Source organism: Yoonia maritima (genome assembly GCF_043641945.1).
Classification (GTDB): Bacteria; Pseudomonadota; Alphaproteobacteria; order Rhodobacterales; family Rhodobacteraceae; genus Yoonia; species Yoonia maritima_B.
Genome location: NZ_JBHZRX010000007.1, coordinates 60,097 through 82,023, shown reverse-complemented (window position 1 = coordinate 82,023; position 21,927 = coordinate 60,097). Strand labels below are relative to the sequence as shown.

Genomic DNA, 21,927 nt, shown 5'->3' with positions numbered 1-21,927 from the left:
GAATTGTCTACCATAGAGGGGAAATCAAGGTTAGGTCGCAGTGACGGGCCATCTGCTGCTCAGATCATCCAAACCTGCGCGCACCAATTCACCGAGAACCTCGATATCAACGTCCGCCAGCTTGTTAATGTAAAGACACGATTTGCCCAATTTGTGCTTACCAAGGCGTCCTAGAATATCGCTGAAATCGGCATAGCCGGGCATGATGTATATAACTAAATTTGCTTTGCGCGGGCTAAATCCCGTCGCCAGAAAATCGCCTTCGCGTCCGCTGTCATAGCTGTAGTGATACTGCCCATACCCAATAATAGACGGCCCCCACATTCGTGGTTCCCAGTCCGTGACCTTTTGGAACAGCGCGTTGAGCGTGACCGCATCATCGTGCCTGCGCTGCGGTTCCACCGTAGCAATGAATTCAGAAACAGCCTGTGCCGTGGGTTGGGTTTTGTTTTCAGCCATAGTTCAGCTTAACCCAGCCCACCCGTGTTTGTCAGGTATTGTCGCGCCAACGGTTCACGATCGGATAACGGCGGTCGAGCCAGAACGCGCGGTTCGACAAGCGCGGCCCCGGTGCGGACTGGAAGCGTTTATATTCACTGATGTAAATCAGGTGCTCTACGCGTTTGACCGTTTCGCGATCATAGCCTGCTGCGACGCAATCCGCGACAGAAGCTTCCTCATCGACGAGCATCGTTAGGATACCATCCAGAATGTCGTAAGGCGGCAAGCTGTCTTCGTCTTTTTGATCAGGACGCAGCTCAGCCGATGGCGGCTTGTCGATGATCGCAACAGGGATGACTTCGCCTTCCGGGCCTTTCATCCAATCGCGGTGGTTTGCGTTCCGCCAGCGGCATGTTTCAAAGACGCGCGTCTTATACATGTCTTTGATCGGGTTATATCCGCCCGCCATATCGCCATAGATCGTGGCATAACCAACTGCGACTTCGGATTTGTTTCCCGTTGTCAAAAGCATCTCGCCAAACTTGTTTGACTGCGCCATCAACAGCAGGCCACGAATACGGGACTGAATGTTTTCTTCAGTCAGATCAGCAGGCATATCACCAAACAACGGGGCCAAGGCATCGGTCACTGCGGCGCGTGGGCCTGCGATATTGACGATGTCGTATTTCACACCCAGCGCATCTGCGGCCTTCGCCGCATCATCCAACGACCCTTGCGACGTATATTCAGACGGAAGCATCACACAGCGCACATTTTCTGGGCCCAACGCATCGGTCGCAATCGCGGCAACAATCGCGCTATCGATTCCGCCAGATAGACCCAACAACACCTTCTTAAAGCCCGTCTTGCGCATGTAGTCACGCAGACCCACAACCATCACGTGATAGTCTTGTTCGATGTCGCCTGGCAGGGTCGCCATTTCGCCGGGGATTGCCTCCCAACCAGCATCTGTTTGTTTAAAGTCGACATGGGCAATCGCGCTTTGCAGCACCGGCATCTGCATCGCAAGTTTGCCATGACGGTTCAGCACGAATGACCCGCCGTCGAACACCTGGTCATCCTGACCACCAACCATGTTTAGGTAGACCAGCGGCACATCGTTTTCGACGACACGTGCCACCATGTTGTTCAGGCGGATTGGGAACTTATTGCGGAAATAGGGTGAACCATTCGGAACAACCAAAATCTCAGCACCGGCTTCGACCATTGTCTCAGCGACATCGGGGTACCATGCGTCTTCGCAGATTGGGCTACCCAATCGCGGGCCATTACCGACCACATAAGGCCCTGAAATGTCGTCACTTTTAAACAAACGCACTTCGTCAAAGACGTTAAAATTCGGTAGAAAATGCTTTTTCATACGCGCGATGATCTCTCCTCCGCGCAGAATGAAATAACAGTTATAAAGGCGATCATCCTCAAAAGCCGGGCCACCAATTGCAAGGGCAGGACCATCAGCACAGTCAGCGGCCAAGGACATGATATGGGCCATTGCATCGGCCACAAACGCGGGCTTTTGAACAAGGTCCTGCGTCTGGTATCCGGTGATAAACATCTCAGGCAGCGCGACCATATCTGCTCCGGCCTCACGGCCTGCTTCCCATGCCTCGCGCGCAAGCGTGGCGTTGCCGGTCAAGTCACCGACGGCGGGATTCAGCTGAGCCATCGTAAGGCGGAACATTTTCGTCATAGTTTTGTCCTAATTCACGGCAATTCATGTAGCAGAATGACGGGTATTAGAAAGGCGGCCGCAAAACAATGCATGCTTTGCGTGTCCTTAACCGTTGTCAGAATGCAGCACCTTACATAAGCTGCATTTGTGAGGAAGTGATCGGAGTTACACGAATGAAGACGTTTGGATTACCTAAGACAATGGCGGTGGCCCTGCTTACAGTTGGGTTGGCGACTAGCGCACACGCGCAAACAGTCCAAACAAAGCAGTATGATGATGGCGGCGTCTATGAAGGTGAATTCCTTGATGGAAAGCAGCATGGTACGGGCACTTATCGGCTTCCGACTGGATATGAATACACAGGCGAATGGGTAAACGGCGAAATCCGCGGCCAAGGCGTTGCGCGATTTGCCAACGGTTCTGTCTATGAAGGCGAGTTCGTCGCCGGCAAGCCAGAGGGCAAAGGCCGAATCACATTTGCAGATGGCGGCACATTCGAAGGCGATTGGGTTGACGGTAACATCACAGGTCAGGGCATTTCGCATTACGCCAATGGTCTAACCTACGAAGGTGAATTCCGGAACGCGATGTACCACGGCACCGGCACCATGACGAGCGAAAGCGGTTACGTCTATGAAGGCGAATGGGTCAACGGCATCAAAGAAGGCCAAGGTCGAATCACATACCCTGACGGCGCAGTTTACGAAGGTACGCTGACCGCAGGCGAACGAGACGGCACCGGCACTATGACCATGGCCGATGGTGTGATCTACAGCGGTGAATGGGTCGATGGCCAAATCCAAGGCCAAGGCACGCTTACCCAAACCAACGGTGACGTCTACGAAGCTAACTTTGTCGAAAGCAAACGCGAAGGCGAAGGCACCGTGACCTATGCAAACGGCGACGTTTACACAGGCATGTTCGCCAATGATCAGCGTCACGGCACAGGCACACTGCGTGGCGCAGACGGCTATGTTTACGAGGGCGACTGGGTCGAAGGCCAAATCGAAGGCAACGGCACAGCGACCTATCCCGACGGATCTGTTTATGTCGGCGGCTTCGTCGACGATCTGGCACATGGCACAGGCAAAATGACCTACCCTGACGGTTCGACCTATGAAGGTGACTGGGACAACGGTGTGATTAGCGGCTCTGGCGTCGCGACATTTACCAATGGTCTTGTCTACGAAGGCGAATTCCAAAACGCTAAGAACCATGGCCAAGGTAAGATGACTTACACTGACGGCTACACCTACGAAGGTCAGTGGGCAGAGGGCCAACGCAACGGAATGGGCCGTGCATCATATGCAGATGGCACCGTCTATATCGGCGAATTCTCAGACAACCAGCGTAATGGCAAAGGTGAAATCACACTACCTGATGGTTTCAACTATGTCGGCGACTGGTCTGAGGGCATGATCAACGGTCAAGGTGTCGCGACTTATGCCAACGGCGATGTCTACGAAGGATCATTTGTACGCGGCCGCCGCGAAGGTGAAGGTACAATGACCTACGCAACAGGCCAAGAAAGCACAGGCACCTGGTCCGACGGCGCATTAGTCTCTGAAACCACCGAATAGGCGAATTCGACACCATTAAAATCAAAGCCCTCGGTTTTTCCACCGGGGGCTTTTTTAGTTCTTGGCGCTGCTTTGTAAAATGCTCACTTCCAACCGACAGATTGAAACTGGGTCATTTTCCATCCAGAATGAATGTCTGCTGCGCGGACAGAACGTATCTTCAATGTGACTGCGTGAAAGTTCGCTTTTTTGTATACAAAGAAAAATAGACGGAAATGAGCGGCAAGTCCGTAATATATAAAATAGATCGACATTTTGGAGATTGTAATGCGGCTCATGACCATCATACTGATTTCGGCTCTTGTCCAAACGTCTTCGCTATACGCCGAGACCTATGATGTAGATGTTTGGGCGGACAACTGGTTCGAAATGCGTGTGAACGGCGAACAAGTTGCTGAAGACAGCGTTCCCATCACGACTGAGCGGTCATTCAATGCTGAAAGCTTTTCCTTCAATGCTGAAAGACCATTCGTCATCGGCCTCATCGCCAAAGACTTCAAAGAGAATGATACGGGACTGGAATACATTGGCACAGGTCGCCAGCAGATGGGAGATGGCGGTGTTATCCTTCAGATCAGGGATGCCTCCAGTGAAACCATCTTGGTCAGCGACGACAGTTGGCAATGCGCGGTGATACACACCGCGCCGTTGAGCAAGTCCTGTGAAAGTGAAGGCAATCCAATTGCGGGCGAAGCGCCCTGTGGATTTGAAGCCTCTGAAGAGCCGGAAGGTTGGGATCTGTCGAGTTTCGATGCTTCGGGCTGGGCACAGGCGGATGTCTACACCGCCGCGCAAGTCAGCCCCAAGTTTGGGTATGATGAGATTTCTTGGGACGAGAACGCCCAGTTGATCTGGGGGCCCGATCTAGAACAAAGCAACACAGTGCTCTGCCGTATCACGGTCGAGTAAATCACGCATTAAAACAAAGGAAACCACAATGCTCCGATCAACTGCGTCAATCCTGATCGCAACACTTGCCGCCAGTACAGCTATGGCCGAAAACGTCGAGGTTTATGTCGTCGACATGCTCGATAACATTCAAAGCGGATATTGCCTGGATATAGCCAAAGGTCAGGGCGAAAACGCCAACCCTGATGATGGTCTACAGGCCCACACCTGCTATAGCCCGTCGGGCAAAATCTTCGTTGATCAAGCCTTTGACCCTGAACAATTCGCGGATGGCGTGCTCTACATGCCCGAATTTGACGTCTGCATGCAGGCGCCATCAACTGAGGCCGGAGCGACGGTTGAACTGGCCGCTTGCGACGGCTCTGATGCGCAAAGCTGGGCCTTTGATGGTGAAGGTACGATTGCACCCGCATCCGCACCAGAAATGTGCCTGACATTGACTGGAGAAACCCGCACGGGCCGGAGCGACGAGAACCAGATGATCGCGCTAACTCTAGAGGCTTGCTCGACTGATTTGAGTGTGACCCAGACTTGGGCAAACCGCACAGCTGAATGACATTTCAGCCGGGGGTCGGTCTTGCCAGCTCCCGGCATATTTTTTTGGATTCTCTTGAAAGCCGTCGTTCGACCAACCTGCAGTAGTTGTTAGTCTAGGCTCATACTTGCCGTTCGCCGCAACTGCACAGAAAAACTGTCGCGCTGGGAAAAAACAATCAGCCTCCCTTACCCTCGTTGATCGGGCATGATTTCTGTAGCGATAGTAGTTACATCCTACGAAACGTCATCTTTCTTTCGCATTTATTTCTTTTCAACACGAAAAACCCGCGTATAGTCCCTGCCATGTTCAACGCCCAACATATCGCAAACCCGCAGCGCCTTCCGGCGCCGTTTGCGCGTGGCCTTGACCTACTCCTAACTCGCCTCTGAGCGCGGCCTTGTTTGGCGCGCGTGCTCAGAGGAGTTGAGATACAGCGCTGAAAACACCCCATCAGAGTTAGGAAAAACCATGCAAGCTATTAATATTGCGCAAAAGCTATCGCTTTTTGACACCCACTGGGATCCCAAGGTGGTCGCCAGCTATAACAATAACGACGTGATGGTCGTTAAGTTTCAAGGCGAATTCCCCTACCACAAGCACGACAACACCGACGATTTCTTTCTTGTTATCGACGGTCAGGTCACAATGGACCTTGAAGGCGCGGAAAGTGTGACTTTTAACGCCGGTGAGCTTTTCATCGTACCCAAAGGTGTCGTACATCGCCCTCGTGCAGATCAAGAAGCCAAAGTGCTGTTGATCGAACCGCAAGGTGAACCAAATTCCGGCGACGCGGATCGACCCGCCGCCCCCAAAGACCATATTTGAAGGAATGATCAGATGACCAAAGATAGAGTTCTGATTTTTGATACCACCCTGCGCGACGGCGAACAGTCACCGGGCGCGACAATGACACATGCGGAAAAGCTGGAAATTGCTGAACTGCTGGACGAAATGGGCGTCGATATTATCGAAGCTGGATTTCCGATCGCCTCTGAAGGTGATTTTAAAGCCGTCAGCGAAATCGCCCGTCTGGCAAAGACGTCGACGATCTGTGGCCTGGCCCGCGCAAACTATAAAGATATCGACCGCTGCTGGGAGGCCGTAAAGCACGCGAAATCTCCTCGCATCCATACATTCATCGGCACGTCGCCACTGCACCGCGCCATTCCGAACCTGAACATGGATGAAATGGCCGAACGTATCCACGACACGGTCACCCATGCCCGCAACCTGTGTGACAACGTGCAATGGTCCCCAATGGACGCGACCCGCACAGAATGGGATTACCTGTGCCGCGTCGTAGAAATCGCGATCAAGGCCGGTGCCACGACGATCAATATCCCCGATACGGTCGGTTACACAGCGCCCGTTGAAAGCGCCGACCTGATCCGCAAGCTGATCGCAACCGTCCCCGGTGCCGATGAAGTGATTTTTGCAACGCACTGCCATAACGATCTGGGCATGGCGACTGCCAACTCTTTGGCTGCTGTCGAAGGCGGCGCGCGTCAGATCGAATGTACCATCAACGGCCTGGGCGAACGTGCCGGTAACACCGCGCTGGAAGAGGTCGTCATGGCACTTAAGGTGCGCGGCGACATCATGCCCTATGAAACCGGGATCGACACGACCAAGATCATGAACATCTCACGTCGTGTTGCGGCGGTGTCTGGTTTCGCGGTGCAGTTCAACAAAGCCATCGTTGGCAAGAACGCCTTTGCACACGAAAGCGGCATCCACCAAGACGGCATGCTGAAGAACGCTGAAACGTTCGAAATTATGCGTCCAGCTGATGTGGGTCTGTCTGGCACCTCACTGCCTCTGGGCAAACACTCTGGCCGTGCTGCGTTGCGCGCAAAACTAAACGAACTGGGTTTTGATGATCTGGCCGACAATCAGCTGAAAGATGTCTTCGTCCGTTTCAAAGATTTGGCTGACCGCAAGAAGGAAGTCTTTGACGACGACCTGCTGGCACTGATGCATCAAAACAGTGGCGACGAAGACCGCCTTAAGCTAAAATCGCTGCGCGTTGTTTGCGGCACCGAAGGTCCGCAGACCGCCGACATGGTGATGGAGATCGACGGTACTGACGTTAAGACATCAGCCACCGGTGACGGCCCTGTTGATGCAACGTTCAACGCGGTCAAGGCGCTGTTCCCGCACGGTGCCCGTTTGCAGCTGTACCAAGTACAAGCTGTCACCGAAGGCACTGACGCGCAGGCAACTGTATCTGTGCGCATGGAAGAAGAAGGTCGCATCGCGACTGGCCAGTCCGCAGACACCGACACAGTCGTCGCCAGCGCCAAGGCCTACATCAACGCACTGAACCGCCTGCTGGTCCGCCGTGAACAGTCCGAGCCCGGGTACGATGTAAAGGGTGTCAGCTACAAAGACCGCTAAGGTCATATCGACTCGAATATTGCGGGCGGCCTAATCATGTGGGTCGCCCGCTCTCGTTTGTGTGAAGACGCCGATTTGCGTCTTGTTGCGCACGCACCACCACATAAGTTGAAAAAGTGATATCTTTTCGCTTAGTTTTGGCAATATTTAACAAAAAATATTGCAAAAGTTAAATCTGCGAAATGCCGCTTGGTTCGTTGAATGAAGGGCTTCTATCCCTGTTCATGCCGCCGTATAACTATCGGCAATGGGCGTCACGGGACGGCGCGGTAAAAACACAATCAGAACGGAAGACCACGAAATGGCAGGCTTCGGCGGATTATTTTCTTCAGACATCGCGATCGACTTGGGGACCGCGAACACGCTGGTCTACGTCAAAGGCAAGGGCATCGTTCTGTCAGAACCTTCGGTTGTCGCCTATCACGTGAAAGACGGCGTAAAGAAGGTCCTTGCTGTTGGTGAAGACGCAAAACTCATGCTTGGCCGGACCCCGGGAAGCATCGAAGCCATCCGCCCAATGCGCGATGGTGTGATCGCTGACTTTGACACTGCGGAAGAAATGATCAAACACTTCATTCGCAAGGTTCACCGCCGTTCGACGTTTTCAAAACCCAAGATCATCGTCTGCGTCCCGCATGGCGCAACACCTGTCGAAAAGCGTGCGATCCGCCAGTCGGTGCTTTCTGCTGGTGCACGTCGCGCTGGCCTAATCGCCGAACCGATTGCTGCTGCGATTGGTGCTGGCATGCCGATTACAGACCCGACAGGTAACATGGTCGTCGACATCGGTGGTGGTACGACCGAGGTTGCGGTTCTGTCATTGGGTGACATCGTGTACGCCCGTTCCGTACGCGTTGGTGGCGACCGCATGGATGAGGCGATCATCAACTATCTACGCCGTCAGCATAACCTGTTGATCGGTGAAGCAACTGCAGAACGCATCAAGACATCTATCGGCACCGCACGTATGCCCGATGATGGCCGTGGCCAGTCGATGCATATCCGTGGCCGCGACCTGTTGAACGGTGTCCCAAAGGAAACTGAAATCAGCCAAGCCCAAGTCGCCGAAGCGCTCGCAGAGCCTGTGCAGCAAATTTGCGAAGCAGTAATGACCGCATTGGAAGCAACTCCACCGGATCTTGCTGCGGACATCGTTGATCGCGGTGTCATGCTAACAGGTGGCGGCGCGCTGCTGGGTCAGCTTGATCTGGCGCTGCGCGAACAAACTGGCCTTGCGATTTCGGTTGCCGATGAATCGCTGAACTGCGTGGCATTGGGTACTGGCCGCGCGCTTGAGTATGAAAAACAGCTGCGGCACGTGATCGACTACGACAGCTAAGTCAGACCGGGGATAATTGCCCTTGGCAAGAGACAAGAACACCGAAGACTTTGTTACCCCGATCCGCAGGTTGCTGGTTGGGGTACTTCTGCTTGCGCTGTTTGGTTTGTTTCTTGTCTGGCGGATCGACAGCCCTCGGGTGGAACGGTTTCGGGCCGCCGCGATAGACAAGGTTGTTCCATCGTTTGACTGGGCCATGGCCCCAATCAACGGCATTGTTGGGCTGGTGACAGACTTCCAAAGCTATCAACAGCTTTCGGCACAGAACCAAGATTTACGGCGCGAGCTTCAGCAAATGAAAGCCTGGAAAGAAGCCGCGCTTCAGCTTGAGCAAGAAAACGCAAAGCTGCTTGATCTGAACAACGTGAGCCTTGATCCAAAGCTGACCTATGTCACTGGCGTGGTTATCGCTGACAGCGGGTCACCCTTTCGTCAGTCTGTTCTGGTGAATGTCGGCGCACGTGATGGTATTATCGACGGCTGGCCCACGATGGACGGTATCGGCTTAGTGGGCCGCATTGCTGGCGTCGGTCAGGAAACCAGCCGCGTGATGCTTTTGACTGACACATCCAGCCGCATTCCTGTAACGATCCAACCATCCGGCCAAAAAGCTATCTTAGCTGGTGACAACACGCTGAATCCTCCTCTGGAGTTTCTTGAAGACACAGCGCTTGTCCGCCCCGGCGACCGCGTCGTGTCGTCTGGTGATGGCGGCGTGTTTCCTGCTGATCTGTTGGTTGGCCAAGTGGCGCTTGGCACTGATCAACGCCTGCGGGTTCGGCTGTCTGCGGATTATCAGCGGCTGGAGTTCTTACGCGTGTTGCGTTCGCAACCGCATGAAACCATCAACGATCCCGGTGGCCTGCTGACGCCCGAGGCAGAGTTTTACGGTCCGGCTGCATTGCCATCTTCTGCCTTACCACCAGTGGTGCCCAGCGATGGCTAGCCCTGCTGATACCCAAGTATGGATCAAACGCGGTGCATTTTTGTTCATCGCTTTTGTCATCATGGTTGTTCAGCTTGTCCCACAAAGCATGGAACCGCGTGTCATCGACATCGCCCGCTGGCATTTCAGATTGGTTTCGCCTGATATTTGCCTTGCTGTGACGTTGGTGTGGGTCGCACGCAGGCCAAAATATGCTCCCGTCTGGATGATCGCCGCTATCTTTCTAATGGGCGATCTGATCTTTCAACGTCCGCCGGGATTATGGGCAGGCCTCGTTGTTGTCCTGACCGAACAGCTGCGCAAACGTAGTCGCGAATTCCGTTCCCTTCCGTTTTTGGCAGAATGGGGAAGCATCGCGCTTGGCGTGGCAGCAATTAGCATCGCAAATCGCCTGATCCTAGCTATCCTTGCCGTGCCCGTCGCGCCATTTGACATGATCCTTCTTCAAATGATTTTGACAATTGCGGTCTACCCTTTGGTGGTCCTTATCATGCATTATCTGTTTGGCATCACCCGCGTCACACCCGGTGAAACCGGAAGCAGAGGGCAACGCGTATGAAGAGGCCACCCAAAGACGTTATCGAAAGCGCACGGACCATTAGCCGCCGCGCCTTAGTCGTGGGCACATCGCAAATCGCGATCATGGCGGTGCTTGGTTGGCGGATGCGGTCCATGCAGGTCGAACATGCTGATGAATTTCGCCTGTTGGCCGAAGAAAACCGCATCAACATTCGGCTACTTCCTCCATCCCGTGGTTTGATCTTTGATCGTAACGGTGAAGCGATTGCCGACAATGAACAAAACTACCGTGTTGTCATGGTCCGCGAAGACGCTGGTGACGTTGGCGAAGTCCTGTCGAAACTGACGCAAATCGTCGATATCGCGCCAGAACAACTGACCCGTGCGATGGAAGAAATGCAGCGCCGGTCGCCGTTTGTGCCCGTGACCATCGCTGAACGCCTGACATGGGACGATGTTGCCAAGATCAATCTGAACACCCCGGCCCTGCCCGGCATTCAGGCCGAAGTCGGCCAAAGCCGCGTTTACCCGTGGGGTGCCGACATTGCCCATGTTGTTGGCTACGTTGGCCCAGTGAGTGACTATGACCTCAGCCGGATCGACGATCAGGACCCGCTCTTGCAAATTCCGAAATTCCAGATCGGAAAATCAGGCGCTGAAAACAAACTAGAACATACCCTGCGCGGCAGCGCTGGCCACCGCCGGATCGAGGTCAACGCCGTTGGTCGGGTGATGCGTGAACTGGATCGCCAAGAAGGTGACGCCGGTAAAGACGTACAACTGACAATCGACAACCGCCTGCAAACCTATACCCAAGCCCGGCTGGATGGGGAATCTGCGGGTGTTGTCGTCATTGATCTAGAACACGGCGATTTACGCGCGATTGCCTCTGCCCCATCATTCGATCCAAACCTCTTCGTGCGCGGCATTTCAGTCAAAGACTGGACCGGCCTGAACGAAGACAAGTACCGCCCACTTGCCGCGAAAGCCGTCCAAGGGACCTACCCGCCCGGATCGACCTTTAAGATGATCACAGCACTAGCAGCGATGGAAGATGGCGTCGTTGCGGCAGATGAGACCGTTTATTGCCCCGGCTATACCGATGTTTACGGTATTCGGTTTCACTGCTGGAAATCCGGCGGGCACGGCAACATCAACCTACATGACAGCCTAAAGCAAAGCTGTGACTGCTATTACTACGAAATCGCCCAGCGCGTTGGTATCGACAAGATGGCGGCAATGGCCCGCAAGCTTGGCCTTGGCATCAAACATGACCTTCCACTATCAGCGGTCGCTTCGGGGCTTGCCCCTGACAAAGAATGGAAATCGTCGGTGCGCGGCGAAGACTGGCGTATCGGCGACACGGTCAACGCCTCAATTGGTCAGGGCTATGTCCTTGCGTCGCCGCTGCAATTGGCCGTGATGACTGCGCGGATCGCAACGGGTCACGAAATCACCCCGCGGCTAGTACGTTTGATCGACGGTGTAGAACAACCCAGCGGGCGCGGCGAAAGCCTTGGGTTGAACGAAAACACGATGCGCCGCATTCGCGCGTCCATGGACGACGTTTGCAATAGCAGACGCGGTACAGCCTATGGGGCGCGCATCCTCACTGATGGCTATAAAATGGCCGGCAAAAGCGGAACCAGTCAGGTGCGCCGCATCACAGCCGAAGAACGTGCCGCCGGGGTTACCCGTAACGAAGATTTGCCGTGGGAACGTCGTGACCACGCGCTGTTTGTCAGCTACGCGCCTCTTGATAACCCACGCTATGCTGTCGCTGTCATCGTTGAACACGGCGGCGGGGGGTCGAGTGCCGCGGCGCCCATCGCCCGTGATGTGATCTTGCAGGCGCAATTTGGTGGCGCACCACCGCTAGACGCCTACCCAGAAAACGTTCGTGACAAGATCGCGGAACAACAGCGCCGGATCGAAACGCGTATTCCTATGGGCGCAAAGGCCCAAAGCCGCGCATGAGCTATCTTGCCCATAATACCAAGCACGTCCCAACAGGGCTGCGCAAAATCTGGTACGTCAACTGGCCGTTAGTCATGCTGCTGTCCGCTGTCGCCTGCGCTGGTTTTTTGATGCTTTATTCCGTCGCCGGTGGGTCCACGACGCCATGGATGGAGCCACAGCTGAAACGCTTTGGCCTTGGCATGTTTTTGATGTTCGTGGTCGCGATGGTGCCGATTTGGTTTTGGCGCAACATGGCCTTTGTCGCTTATGGCGGGTCACTTTTGCTTCTGCTCGCGGTCGAATTGTTCGGCGAGGTCCGCATGGGCGCCCAACGCTGGATCGACCTTGGCTTTATGGTTTTGCAGCCATCAGAGGTGACCAAGATTACCGTCGTGATGTTCATTGCCGCCTACTATGACTGGCTACCAAACGAGAAAACATCGCGCCCACTATGGGTGGCATTACCTGTCATCTTTATTCTTGTCCCAACGATGCTTGTTCTCAAGCAGCCTGACCTTGGGACCGCCCTATTGCTGTTGATGGGCGGCGCGACCGTCATGTTTTTGGCTGGCGTTCATTGGGCCTATTTCGCGACGGTTGTCGGCGCGGGTGTCGCAGCAATTGTCGCGGTCTTCGAAAGCCGAGGCACGACTTGGCAATTGATCAAAGACTACCAGTTCCGGCGCATTGATACCTTCATCGACCCATCGAACGACCCGCTTGGCGCAGGTTATCACATCACCCAAGCCAAGATCGCCCTTGGCTCGGGCGGCTGGACGGGGCGCGGGTTCATGCAAGGGACACAGTCACGCCTTAACTTTCTTCCTGAAAAACACACTGACTTTATCTTCACGACCTTGGCAGAAGAGTTCGGGTTCGTGGGCGCGTCTACGCTGCTGCTACTCTACTTGTTGATTGTTGTGTTCTGCATTGTGTCAGCGATCAGTAACCGCGACCGTTTTGCCTCACTTCTGACGCTAGGCATCGCGATGACTTTCTTCCTGTTCTTTGCGGTGAACATGGCGATGGTCATGGGGCTTGCGCCCGTGGTGGGTGTTCCGCTTCCGCTCGTCAGCTATGGCGGCTCTGCCATGCTCGTCCTTCTTGTTGCCTTTGGCCTTGTCCAAAGCGCCCACGTCCATAGGCCACGCTAATGATCAATATCCTATTTACCGGCAATGATTCATCTTGGGATGAATATGCGCCGCATCTGAATACAGCTTTTGCCTCGTTGCCGTTCAAGCTCCATTTGGCACGCGATCTCCCGGCTGATCAGGTCGACTATATCGTCTTTGGTGGTGGTGAGGCCCCAATCAGCGATTTCGCACCATTCACTCGCGCCAAACTCGTGCAACGGCTTTGGGCCGGGGTCGAGGACATCGTTGGCAATGACACCCTGACGATCCCATTGGCCCGCATGGTTGGTGGCGGGCTGGATCAGGGGATGCTCGAATGGGTGACAGGGCATGTGCTGCGGCATCATCTGGGGATGGATGCCCATATCAACGGGCAGGACGGCGTTTGGCGCAATGACGTGACACCGCCACTTGCGCAGCAGCGCCCAGTGACAATTCTGGGATTGGGTGCATTGGGTCAGGCCTGCGGTCAAGCGCTCGCGCAGTTAGGATTTCCTGTCACCGGCTGGAGCCGCAGTCAGAAATCTATCGACGGGCTAAACTGTATGTCCGGACCAGATGGATTTGAGGCGGCGTTATCCAGCGCTCAGATATTGGTGTTGCTTCTGCCTAAAACTCCGGCCACCGAAAACACGCTTGATGCGGCGGCGATAGCAAAGCTGCCAAAGGGCGCTGTTGTCATTAACCCCGGACGCGGCGGGTTGATTGATGATCAGGCACTGCTTGCTGCGCTGGATCAAGATCACCTGTCGCATGCAACGCTTGATACCTTCCGCGTCGAACCCCTGACCCCAGAAGATCCGTTTTGGTCTCACCAAAAGGTTACAGTGACCCCGCACATCGCATCTGCCACCCGCGCTGATCTCGCGGCAGAGGTGGTTGCGGAAAACATCGCGCGTGGTGAGGCCGGAAAGCCATTCTTGCACCTCGTCGACCGCAACGCCGGATATTAACAACGACGTTGCGACCGCACCTGTGCGATTAGCGCAGCTTTGGAGGCTTGCTTGGGTCCATTCCGGGTGCACCCGGCACATGTGGCTTTTCTGGCTCTGGCAGATCAAACCTCAGACCGACTTTGGCGAGATGACCCGCAAGCGGATCAGAGGCGCGCACGAACATCACGTCCATCATGCCTGCTTCGATCCCTGAAAAGGTCAGGACCTCGCTTGCCGCAGTGGCAAGCGCCTTTTCCGCGCCGGGCGTTGCATCAATGAATGCCAACACATGGCCCTTTACACCGCCCTCATATGTGGCCGCTGCCAAATACGCGAACTTGGCGAGGCCCGCCGCAATTGCGAGTTTGCGGTCCAATCCGGTTACAACCGCCTCTGGCAGGCCAGCAGGCGCGTTGATTTCAGTCAACCGAGCCTCGGTCTCGTCCGGCGCGTGTGCAAGCGTCTGAACCAGCCAATCAACCGCCTCGGCAGGGATCAGCATTGCGGAGGGTGCGACCTCTAGGTTCAGGGCAAGACCGATACCTTGCCCTGCTAGCATTTGCGCCAACCCACGACCGGGGATGCCTGCATAAGGGGCCGCGCGACCGACGAATTCGGACAGCCGCTCTTCGCGATCAAAAACCAGCGTAAAGCGTTGGTCTTCGATTTCGAACAATTCGGGCGTAATTTGATCGCCTTCGGCCTCTTCGCCGAGCAGCATGAACAGTTCCGTATCGGCAAGCCGTTCATAAAACCGCAGGCGTGCGGCGTCATCTTCGGGTGCAGCTTCCATTGCGGCGTGGGCGGTATCAAGGTCAGTCATTCAACACTTCTTTCACTTGAGACCGTAGCGCGGGCAGCAGATCAGTCTCGAACCATTGGTTTTTCTTTAGCCACCCGGTATTGCGCCAAGACGGATGAGGCAAGGGAAACACGCGTGGTGCATGGTCGCGCCAGCCCGCAACCGTATCGGTAACATTACTGCGCGTCTGTAAATGCCATTTATGCGCATAGCCACCAACTAGCACTGTCAAAGGCACAGACCCAACGTGCTGCTTGACGCGATCATGCCATGTGTTCGCGCAAATCTTGGGCGGGGGCAGATCAGAGCCAGACGCGTCATATCCGGGAAAGCAAAACGCCATCGGCACTATCGCGATCCGTGAGACATCATAGAACTGGCCACGATCAAGACCTAACCAGTCTCGCAAACGGTCGCCGGACCGATCCCAAAACGGCTTGCCTGCTTCGTGAACCCGAAGTCCGGGCGCCTGCCCTGCAATGAGAATCCGCGGTTTTCCTTCAAACCACACGATTGGGCGCGGTCTATGTGCCGTCTTGGTGCGTGCAAAGCGGTCTATGCACAGCCGACATTCTTTGATTTCACGCTGAAGACCCATTTTTCCATCATTATCAACTGCGCACGCAGTGTAAAAGTCGCTCATCGCAGGTTAACCTGAGGTCTCCTTGATGCCCCTGTACCTTTCCTTTAATTGCAAACCAAATAGAATGGGGAATAGCATGTATCGTGTCTGGAATTTTCTTACCAACTATTCACTTTTGTTGATCATTGGTGCGTCTATTGCACTGGTTTGGGCAAACGTTGATGCCACAAGCTATCACCATTTTGTAGAACTCGAACTGATCCACGATTCATGGGTTGGTCACGCGCATTATGACGCAAGCGGCCAAGTCGAATATCGCAGTCTCACGCTACATTATCTGGTAAATGACGTCTTGATGGCCTTCTTCTTTGCGATCGCCGCAAAAGAAGTCTGGGAGGCCGTAATTCTTCAAAACGGCAGCCTACGCGGCAAAAAGGCAGCAACCCCTTTGTTTGCAACATTGGGTGGCATGATTGGCCCGATTTCGGTTTACCTTGGGATCGCCTATTTCCTCGGCTCAGAGACATATAGCGCGGTCGCAAACGGTTGGGCGATCCCAACCGCAACCGACATCGCGTTCAGCTATCTTGTTGGTCGCCTCGTATTTGGTGCGGGCCACCCCGCCGTACGCTTCTTGCTATTGCTTGCAATCGCAGATGACGCGGCCGGCCTTATCATCTTGGCAATCTTTTATCCGTCGGGCGAGCTGGCACCTGAATGGCTGCTGTTGTCGCTATTCTCGGCTTTGACTGTGTTCTACCTGTTCAACCGCCTGCCACGCCGGATGGATCGCGGTAACGAAATGCGTCCAAACTCGACTTGGGTTCGCAACAAGCTGTCATTCTGGCCATACCTGATCGCGGCTTGCTTTAGCTGGTTTGGCTTCCAAGAGGCTGGTATCCACCCTGCACTTGGTCTGCTGCCAATCGTTCCAACAATTCCGCACGCTGATCGCGCTTTTGGTATCTTCTCTGAGGCCGAGCAGTATCTGACCGATTTGCTGAACCACATCGAACACATCCTCAAGCACCCAGTTGAAGTTGTTCTGTTCTTCTTCGGTCTGCTTAACGCTGGCGTAGAGTTCTCTTCGATTGGTTCACCGACTTGGTTGGTTCTCGCAGGTCTGTTGATCGGTAAACCCTTGGGCATCATGCTGTTTGGCTGGATCGCTGCCCGTCCGATGGGCCTTGGCCTGCCAGACGGAATGCGGATTATCGACCTGTTCGTGATTGGCTGCGTTGCGGCGATTGGCTTTACAGTATCGCTATTCATTGCAGCTGTTGCCTTCGATAGCTCTGTGATGCTGGGTGAAATTCCTGTGCAAGATGCTGCTAAGATGGGTGCTCTGTTCAGCTTCTTTGCTGCGTTCGTATCCATTGTCGCAGGCAAATTGACTAAGGTCGAAAAACAACACGGTTAAGCGCAACGCGCTTAATCACACAGCTACACGCAGAAGTTGCTGTATTCTTCGTGCAATTTTGCGATAGTACTTCGCAAACGTGGATCGTGACCTGGAATTAACTATTCTAGGTCACGATCAACGAAGCCCACACGTCGGGCTATTATGGAAGAAATATGCTAGAGTTCGCAGAAGTTAGTAAGTCTTTTTGGACAGGTACCCAACGCAAGGTGATCCTTGATCGCGTTTCCTTTCGGGTCGAACTTGGTAATTCTCTGGGCATACTTGCCCCAAATGGCACCGGTAAATCGACACTGATCAATATGATGGCGGGCCTTGAAAAACCTGACGAAGGAAAGATCACGCGCAATTGTCGCGTTTCATTTCCACTAGGTTTCATGGGAGGCGTGGTCAACAGCCTCTCGGCAAAGGAAAACTGCCGCTACATCGCACGCCTTTACGGGTTAGATCCCGACTATGTCGAGGCCTACTGCCGATGGCTGTGCGGTTTAGAAGAATATTTCGATATGCCAATCGGCGTGTATTCAAGCGGGATGAAGGCGCGGTTTTCGTTCGCGTTGATGCTTGCCTTGGACTTTGACATCTATCTTATCGACGAAGGTATGCCCGGTTCCACCGACGCCGAATTCAACCGCAAAGCCGGCGCAATCTTGCGCGAGCGCCTTGAAACGACGACAATGATCATCGTGTCGCATCAGGCCGCCACGCTAGAACGGTTTGTCCGCTCTGCCGCGGTGCTTAGAAATGGGCAGCTTTACATGTTTGACACCTTAGAAGAGGCAAAGGCCGCATATGACTATCAAGCCTAAGGTTAAGAGATTTCGCATACGTCGTGACGGCGTAGAACATGCTGCGGCTGAAGACGCACATGGGCATAATCCCAATAACAAATTGGATGACCCAGCCACAATCGAGGCCGAGAATGAGGCGATCAGCAACGAGGGGCTAACAGCCCGCCAGCTTCGCATGGCCCGGCGAGTCGCACAAAAACGCGGTCTGACGTTTACATCTGAATTTGACGCAGTGCGCCAATTGCGTGGCGCAGGGATCGACCCATTCCAACAAAAGTCAGTATTGGAACTGGTCATGCCCGAGGAGAGTAAACAAGCAGGCCAACCCGGACAAATTCAACTGCCACAAAAAGTAAACCCAAGGCACAAAGCCAAGGTGCCGGGCTCTGCTGGCTTGAAAATCAACCCCGAACACGCAGCCGAAATTCGGCAAATCCAGCTTGATATCGTACGCCGCCGTCGTCGCAAACTGCTGTTGATGTTTACGCGACTGGCATTCTTTGTGCTTCTGCCAACCTTCATGACCGGTTGGTATTTCTACACGATGGCAACGCCGATGTATGCCACCAAGTCCGAAATCGTGATCCAGCAGGCACAGTCACAATCCGCTGGTCCCGGCGGCCTATCGACCCTCTTCCAAGGGACATCGATGGCAACGCAACAAGACAGTATTGCGGTGCAGTCCTATCTTGCCTCACGCGAAGCTATGCTGCGCTTGGACCAAGATCACGGCTTCAAAGTACATTTCAGCGACGCGAACATCGACTCTATCCAGCGCCTGCCAGAGGACGCAACCAATGAGGAAATGTTCAAGCTTTATTCAGACCATGTTGTCATCAGCTATGACCCGACCGAAGGGATCATCAAGATGGAGGTCATCGCCAGTGACCCTGTCAAAAGCTTTGAGTTTTCAGAGGCTTTGATCAGCTATGCCGAAGAACAGGTCGACCAACTCACCGGTCGTCTGCGCACTGACCAAATGAAAGGCGCACTTCAAAGCTATGAGGACGCCGAAACACGCCGCGCTGAAGCATTGGCAACATGGCTTCAACTTCAAGAAACCATGCAGCAAATCGATGCGGGTAGTGAATCTGGTGCACGTATGGGGCAAATCAACTCCCTCGAAAGTGAACGCCAACAGCTTAGCCTTGTTTTGCAGTCGCGTCTCAACGTTGAACGCCCTAGTGCAATTCAGGTCCAAGCCTTACGCGACCAAATCGCCAACATTGACAAATTGATCGCTGAACTGCGTGAAGAACTGACCGGGACATCAACAGATGGCGCGTCCTTGGCTGCCCGGAACACGGAACTGCGTGTGGCCGAAGAAAACTACAATTTCCAGACGGCAATGGTGCAACAAGCGCTAACCCAAATGGAAACCGCGCGAATTGAGGCGAACCGGCAGGTTCGTTACTTGTCGCAAAGCGTTAATCCAGTCATTCCAGACCAAGCCGCCTACCCGCGTGCATTTGAGAATACACTGCTGGCACTCTTTATCTTCTCGGGCATCTATCTATTGATCTCGATCACCGTCTCAATCCTTCGCGAACAGGTAAGCTCTTAATGCATAACGTCGAAATCGGCCCGCTCACCGTCAGTAATGACCTACCGCTGCTTTTAATCGCTGGCCCTTGCCAACTTGAAAGCACAGATCATGCGCAAATGATCGCAGGTCATATGGCCGAAGTTTGCGCGCGTCACGGCGCCCAGTTTGTATTCAAGGGCAGTTATGACAAGGCCAATCGCACGTCGCTCGGCGGCAAACGCGGCCTCGGTATGGAAGAAGGCCTCAAGGTCATGCAGTCAGTCAAAGACAGCATCGGATGCCCGGTCCTGACCGACATTCATGCACCTGAACATTGCGCGACCGTCGCTGAAGTATGCGACATTATGCAGATCCCCGCGTTCTTGTGCCGTCAGACTGACCTATTGCTTGCCGCTGGTGAAACCGGTGCAGTCATCAATATCAAAAAGGGTCAGTTCTTGGCCCCGTGGGATATGCCCAACGTCGTCGATAAAATCGAAAGCACGGGCAACAAGCGTATCCTTCTGACAGAACGAGGCTCATCTTTCGGTTACAACACGCTGGTCGCAGATATGCGGTCTTTGCCAACGATGGCCCGCACTGGTTACCCTGTTGTGATGGATGCGACCCATTCGGTACAACAGCCGGGTGGAATGGGCGGTTCATCCGGGGGGCAGCGCGAATTTGCACCCGTTATGGCGCGTGCGGCCGTATCGTTGGGGATTGCTGCCGTGTTTATTGAAACCCACGAAGACCCGGACAACGCGCCATCTGACGGACCGAACATGATCCAGCTGGACAACATGGACGCGCTGGTCAAAAGCCTGATGGCATTTGACGCCTTGGCAAAGGCGGACCCACTGCGCGTCTAAAAGGGGTTTTCCCTTCTGCAGCATATTCATAGGATCAGTCCAAGTAATTTCCTTGGATTGTTCTTATGCGTTTATTATCGACCATCGTACTCCTCCTATCCCTTGCGCTGCCAGTGTCGGCGCAAGAGGCCGACGGCACGATCACCACCCAAGACTATCACCGACAAGACGCTGACATCGCTGTCCGCATGCGAGAAATTCTGCATGAATTGGGCAACTACGACGATGTTACGGTCCAAGTGAACGAAGGTATCGTTACCCTACGCGGAACCACCACCTCAACCGCCGAGATCAATGCGCTCGAACCGCTGGCCTCGCGCATTGAAGGTGTCGTCGCTGTAAAAAACCAAGTCACAGAAACCGCAGATATCAGCCAACGGCTTGATCCGGCGCTCGAACGTTTCCGATCTCGGCTTGACCAGTTCATCGTCTTCTTGCCACTCGCGCTTATTGCGGCACTCGCGTTTGCGCTCGTCGTTTTCATTGGGGTATCGCTTGCAAGGCTACGTCAACCTTGGGAACGGCTGGCCCCGAACCAATTCATTGCGGACCTGTATCGGCAAGTACTGCGCATCGCCTTTGTGGTTTTCGGTATCGTCATTGCACTAGATATCCTGAACGCCACCGCATTGCTCAGCACGATATTGGGTGCCGCCGGTATTATAGGCCTCGCCCTAGGTTTCGCAGTCCGCGATACGGTCGAGAACTTCATCGCATCCGTCATGTTATCCATCCGGCAACCGTTCCGACCAAATGACACCGTCGAAATCAACGGCGATCAAGGCAAGGTAATCCGACTCACCAGCCGCGCAACGATTCTGCTTTCCTTCGATGGGAATCATATTCGCATTCCGAACGCGACAGTTTTTAACAGCCGGATCATCAACTATACTCAAAATGCAGAACGACGGTTCAAGTTTTCTATCATGGTAGATCGGGATTCTGACCTGCAAGCGACGCGCAACCTCATTGCTCAAACCGTGCAGTCACTACCCTTTATCCTGACCGAGCCAGCAGCCGAAACATGGATAGAGGCGCTTCATCCCTCGGGTGTCGAACTCATTGTAACTGGCTGGGTGGATCAAAACGAAAGCTCAATCGTACGCGCCAAAGGCGAAGCTATTCGCCAAGTTAAACTGGCAATTCAGGCAGCTGGCATCGTTATACCGGATGCCACACAAGCCATTCAGATCATCCGAGACTCACCAGAACCAACTCCATCAGAAAGCAGCCATGTCGAGCCGGTCGAAGCCAAAAGCGACGCCGCCCTCACACGGATTGTCGAGGCAGAACGCGACCAAGACAGCACCGAAGATCTGCTACGCGACGACAGTTTAAAAGAATAACATTTTTTGTCGAAACGGGGCTTGAACACCGCGCACCTTCGCAGTATTCACCCCCTCGCTGGTGGGATGTAGCCAAGTGGTAAGGCAACTGTTTTTGGTACAGTGTACCGTAGGTTCGAATCCTACCATCCCAGCCAGCTTTTCTAAAAAATTAAATATAATCAGGCGCTTAGCCTGTCTCGGCTTGTGGTTCTGT

At 54.1% G+C, this 21,927-nt stretch carries 20 protein-coding genes and 1 tRNA gene; 17 read left to right on the top strand and 4 right to left on the bottom strand.

Annotation, left to right across the window (positions count from 1 at the left end; all coding sequences use genetic code 11):
* Positions 1-30: 30 nt before the first annotated feature.
* Both ACHUEV_RS14840 and ACHUEV_RS14835 read right to left on the bottom strand, forming a co-directional pair.
* Complete coding sequence (locus tag ACHUEV_RS14840; protein WP_394181210.1) at positions 31-459, bottom strand: DUF1801 domain-containing protein; 429 nt, start codon at positions 457-459, stop codon at positions 31-33.
* Between the two features lie 31 nt (positions 460-490).
* Positions 491-2,152, bottom strand: a complete 1,662-nt coding sequence (locus ACHUEV_RS14835) for an NAD+ synthase (protein WP_394181208.1) — start codon at positions 2,150-2,152, stop codon at positions 491-493.
* Positions 2,153-2,307: 155 nt separating this feature from the next.
* Here ACHUEV_RS14835 and ACHUEV_RS14830 point away from each other — a divergent pair, with 155 nt between their 5' ends.
* From ACHUEV_RS14830 to ACHUEV_RS14780, 11 genes are all read left to right on the top strand, one after another.
* Positions 2,308-3,714 carry an MORN repeat-containing protein gene (locus tag ACHUEV_RS14830; protein WP_394181206.1) on the top strand — a complete coding sequence of 469 codons (1,407 nt, stop codon included), beginning with the start codon at positions 2,308-2,310 and terminating at the stop codon, positions 3,712-3,714.
* A gap of 267 nt (positions 3,715-3,981) precedes the next feature.
* Positions 3,982-4,623, top strand: coding sequence for a PEBP family protein (locus tag ACHUEV_RS14825; RefSeq protein WP_394181204.1), 642 nt, complete (start codon positions 3,982-3,984; stop codon positions 4,621-4,623).
* A gap of 28 nt (positions 4,624-4,651) precedes the next feature.
* On the top strand, positions 4,652-5,179 hold the full coding sequence (locus ACHUEV_RS14820; RefSeq protein WP_394181202.1) for an RICIN domain-containing protein: 528 nt from the start codon (positions 4,652-4,654) through the stop codon (positions 5,177-5,179).
* 450 nt (positions 5,180-5,629) lie between these two features.
* Complete coding sequence (locus ACHUEV_RS14815; RefSeq protein ID WP_394181200.1) at positions 5,630-5,986, top strand: cupin domain-containing protein; 357 nt, start codon at positions 5,630-5,632, stop codon at positions 5,984-5,986.
* Between the two features lie 12 nt (positions 5,987-5,998).
* The gene (locus ACHUEV_RS14810; RefSeq protein ID WP_394181198.1) at positions 5,999-7,558 is read left to right on the top strand and encodes a 2-isopropylmalate synthase; all 1,560 of its coding nucleotides are present in this window, start codon (positions 5,999-6,001) and stop codon (positions 7,556-7,558) included.
* A 301-nt stretch (positions 7,559-7,859) separates the two neighbouring features.
* Positions 7,860-8,897 (top strand): rod shape-determining protein, encoded by a 1,038-nt coding sequence (locus tag ACHUEV_RS14805; protein ID WP_045998371.1) that lies wholly within the window; start codon positions 7,860-7,862, stop codon positions 8,895-8,897.
* Between the two features lie 22 nt (positions 8,898-8,919).
* Positions 8,920-9,843, top strand: a complete 924-nt coding sequence (gene mreC, locus ACHUEV_RS14800) for a rod shape-determining protein MreC (RefSeq protein ID WP_394181196.1) — start codon at positions 8,920-8,922, stop codon at positions 9,841-9,843.
* Positions 9,836-10,402: a rod shape-determining protein MreD gene (locus tag ACHUEV_RS14795; protein ID WP_394181194.1), complete on the top strand. Its 567-nt coding sequence runs from the start codon at positions 9,836-9,838 to the stop codon at positions 10,400-10,402. The genes mreC and ACHUEV_RS14795 overlap by 8 nt, the downstream gene beginning before the upstream one ends.
* Positions 10,399-12,339, top strand: coding sequence for a penicillin-binding protein 2 (gene mrdA, locus ACHUEV_RS14790; protein ID WP_394181192.1), 1,941 nt, complete (start codon positions 10,399-10,401; stop codon positions 12,337-12,339). Before ACHUEV_RS14795 ends, mrdA begins: the two co-directional genes overlap by 4 nt.
* Complete coding sequence (gene rodA, locus ACHUEV_RS14785) at positions 12,336-13,475, top strand: rod shape-determining protein RodA (RefSeq protein WP_394181190.1); 1,140 nt, start codon at positions 12,336-12,338, stop codon at positions 13,473-13,475. Before mrdA ends, rodA begins: the two co-directional genes overlap by 4 nt.
* Positions 13,475-14,410, top strand: a complete 936-nt coding sequence (locus ACHUEV_RS14780) for a 2-hydroxyacid dehydrogenase (RefSeq protein ID WP_394181188.1) — start codon at positions 13,475-13,477, stop codon at positions 14,408-14,410. Before rodA ends, ACHUEV_RS14780 begins: the two co-directional genes overlap by 1 nt.
* A 28-nt stretch (positions 14,411-14,438) precedes the next feature.
* Here ACHUEV_RS14780 and ACHUEV_RS14775 read toward each other — a convergent pair whose 3' ends face one another.
* A complete protein-coding gene (locus ACHUEV_RS14775; protein ID WP_394181186.1) occupies positions 14,439-15,215 on the bottom strand; it encodes an SseB family protein in 777 nt (258 codons plus the stop codon).
* Positions 15,208-15,792 (bottom strand): uracil-DNA glycosylase family protein, encoded by a 585-nt coding sequence (locus ACHUEV_RS14770; RefSeq protein WP_394181466.1) that lies wholly within the window; start codon positions 15,790-15,792, stop codon positions 15,208-15,210. Before ACHUEV_RS14770 ends, ACHUEV_RS14775 begins: the two co-directional genes overlap by 8 nt.
* Before the next feature lie 121 nt (positions 15,793-15,913).
* Here ACHUEV_RS14770 and ACHUEV_RS14765 point away from each other — a divergent pair, with 121 nt between their 5' ends.
* From ACHUEV_RS14765 to ACHUEV_RS14740, 6 genes are all read left to right on the top strand, one after another.
* Positions 15,914-17,197 (top strand): Na+/H+ antiporter NhaA, encoded by a 1,284-nt coding sequence (locus ACHUEV_RS14765; RefSeq protein ID WP_394181185.1) that lies wholly within the window; start codon positions 15,914-15,916, stop codon positions 17,195-17,197.
* 155 nt (positions 17,198-17,352) lie between these two features.
* Entirely contained in the window at positions 17,353-18,006 is a 654-nt protein-coding gene (locus ACHUEV_RS14760; RefSeq protein WP_394181183.1) for an ABC transporter ATP-binding protein, read from the top strand.
* A complete protein-coding gene (locus ACHUEV_RS14755) occupies positions 17,990-19,552 on the top strand; it encodes a KpsE/RkpR family capsule polysaccharide export protein (RefSeq protein ID WP_394181181.1) in 1,563 nt (520 codons plus the stop codon). The genes ACHUEV_RS14760 and ACHUEV_RS14755 overlap by 17 nt, the downstream gene beginning before the upstream one ends.
* Positions 19,552-20,385 (top strand): 3-deoxy-8-phosphooctulonate synthase, encoded by an 834-nt coding sequence (gene kdsA, locus ACHUEV_RS14750; RefSeq protein ID WP_394181179.1) that lies wholly within the window; start codon positions 19,552-19,554, stop codon positions 20,383-20,385. The genes ACHUEV_RS14755 and kdsA overlap by 1 nt, the downstream gene beginning before the upstream one ends.
* Before the next feature lie 65 nt (positions 20,386-20,450).
* Positions 20,451-21,731, top strand: coding sequence for a mechanosensitive ion channel domain-containing protein (locus ACHUEV_RS14745; RefSeq protein ID WP_394181177.1), 1,281 nt, complete (start codon positions 20,451-20,453; stop codon positions 21,729-21,731).
* Positions 21,732-21,793: 62 nt separating this feature from the next.
* Positions 21,794-21,868: transfer RNA gene (locus tag ACHUEV_RS14740), tRNA-Gln, on the top strand.
* The last annotated feature ends 59 nt before the right edge of the window (positions 21,869-21,927 follow it).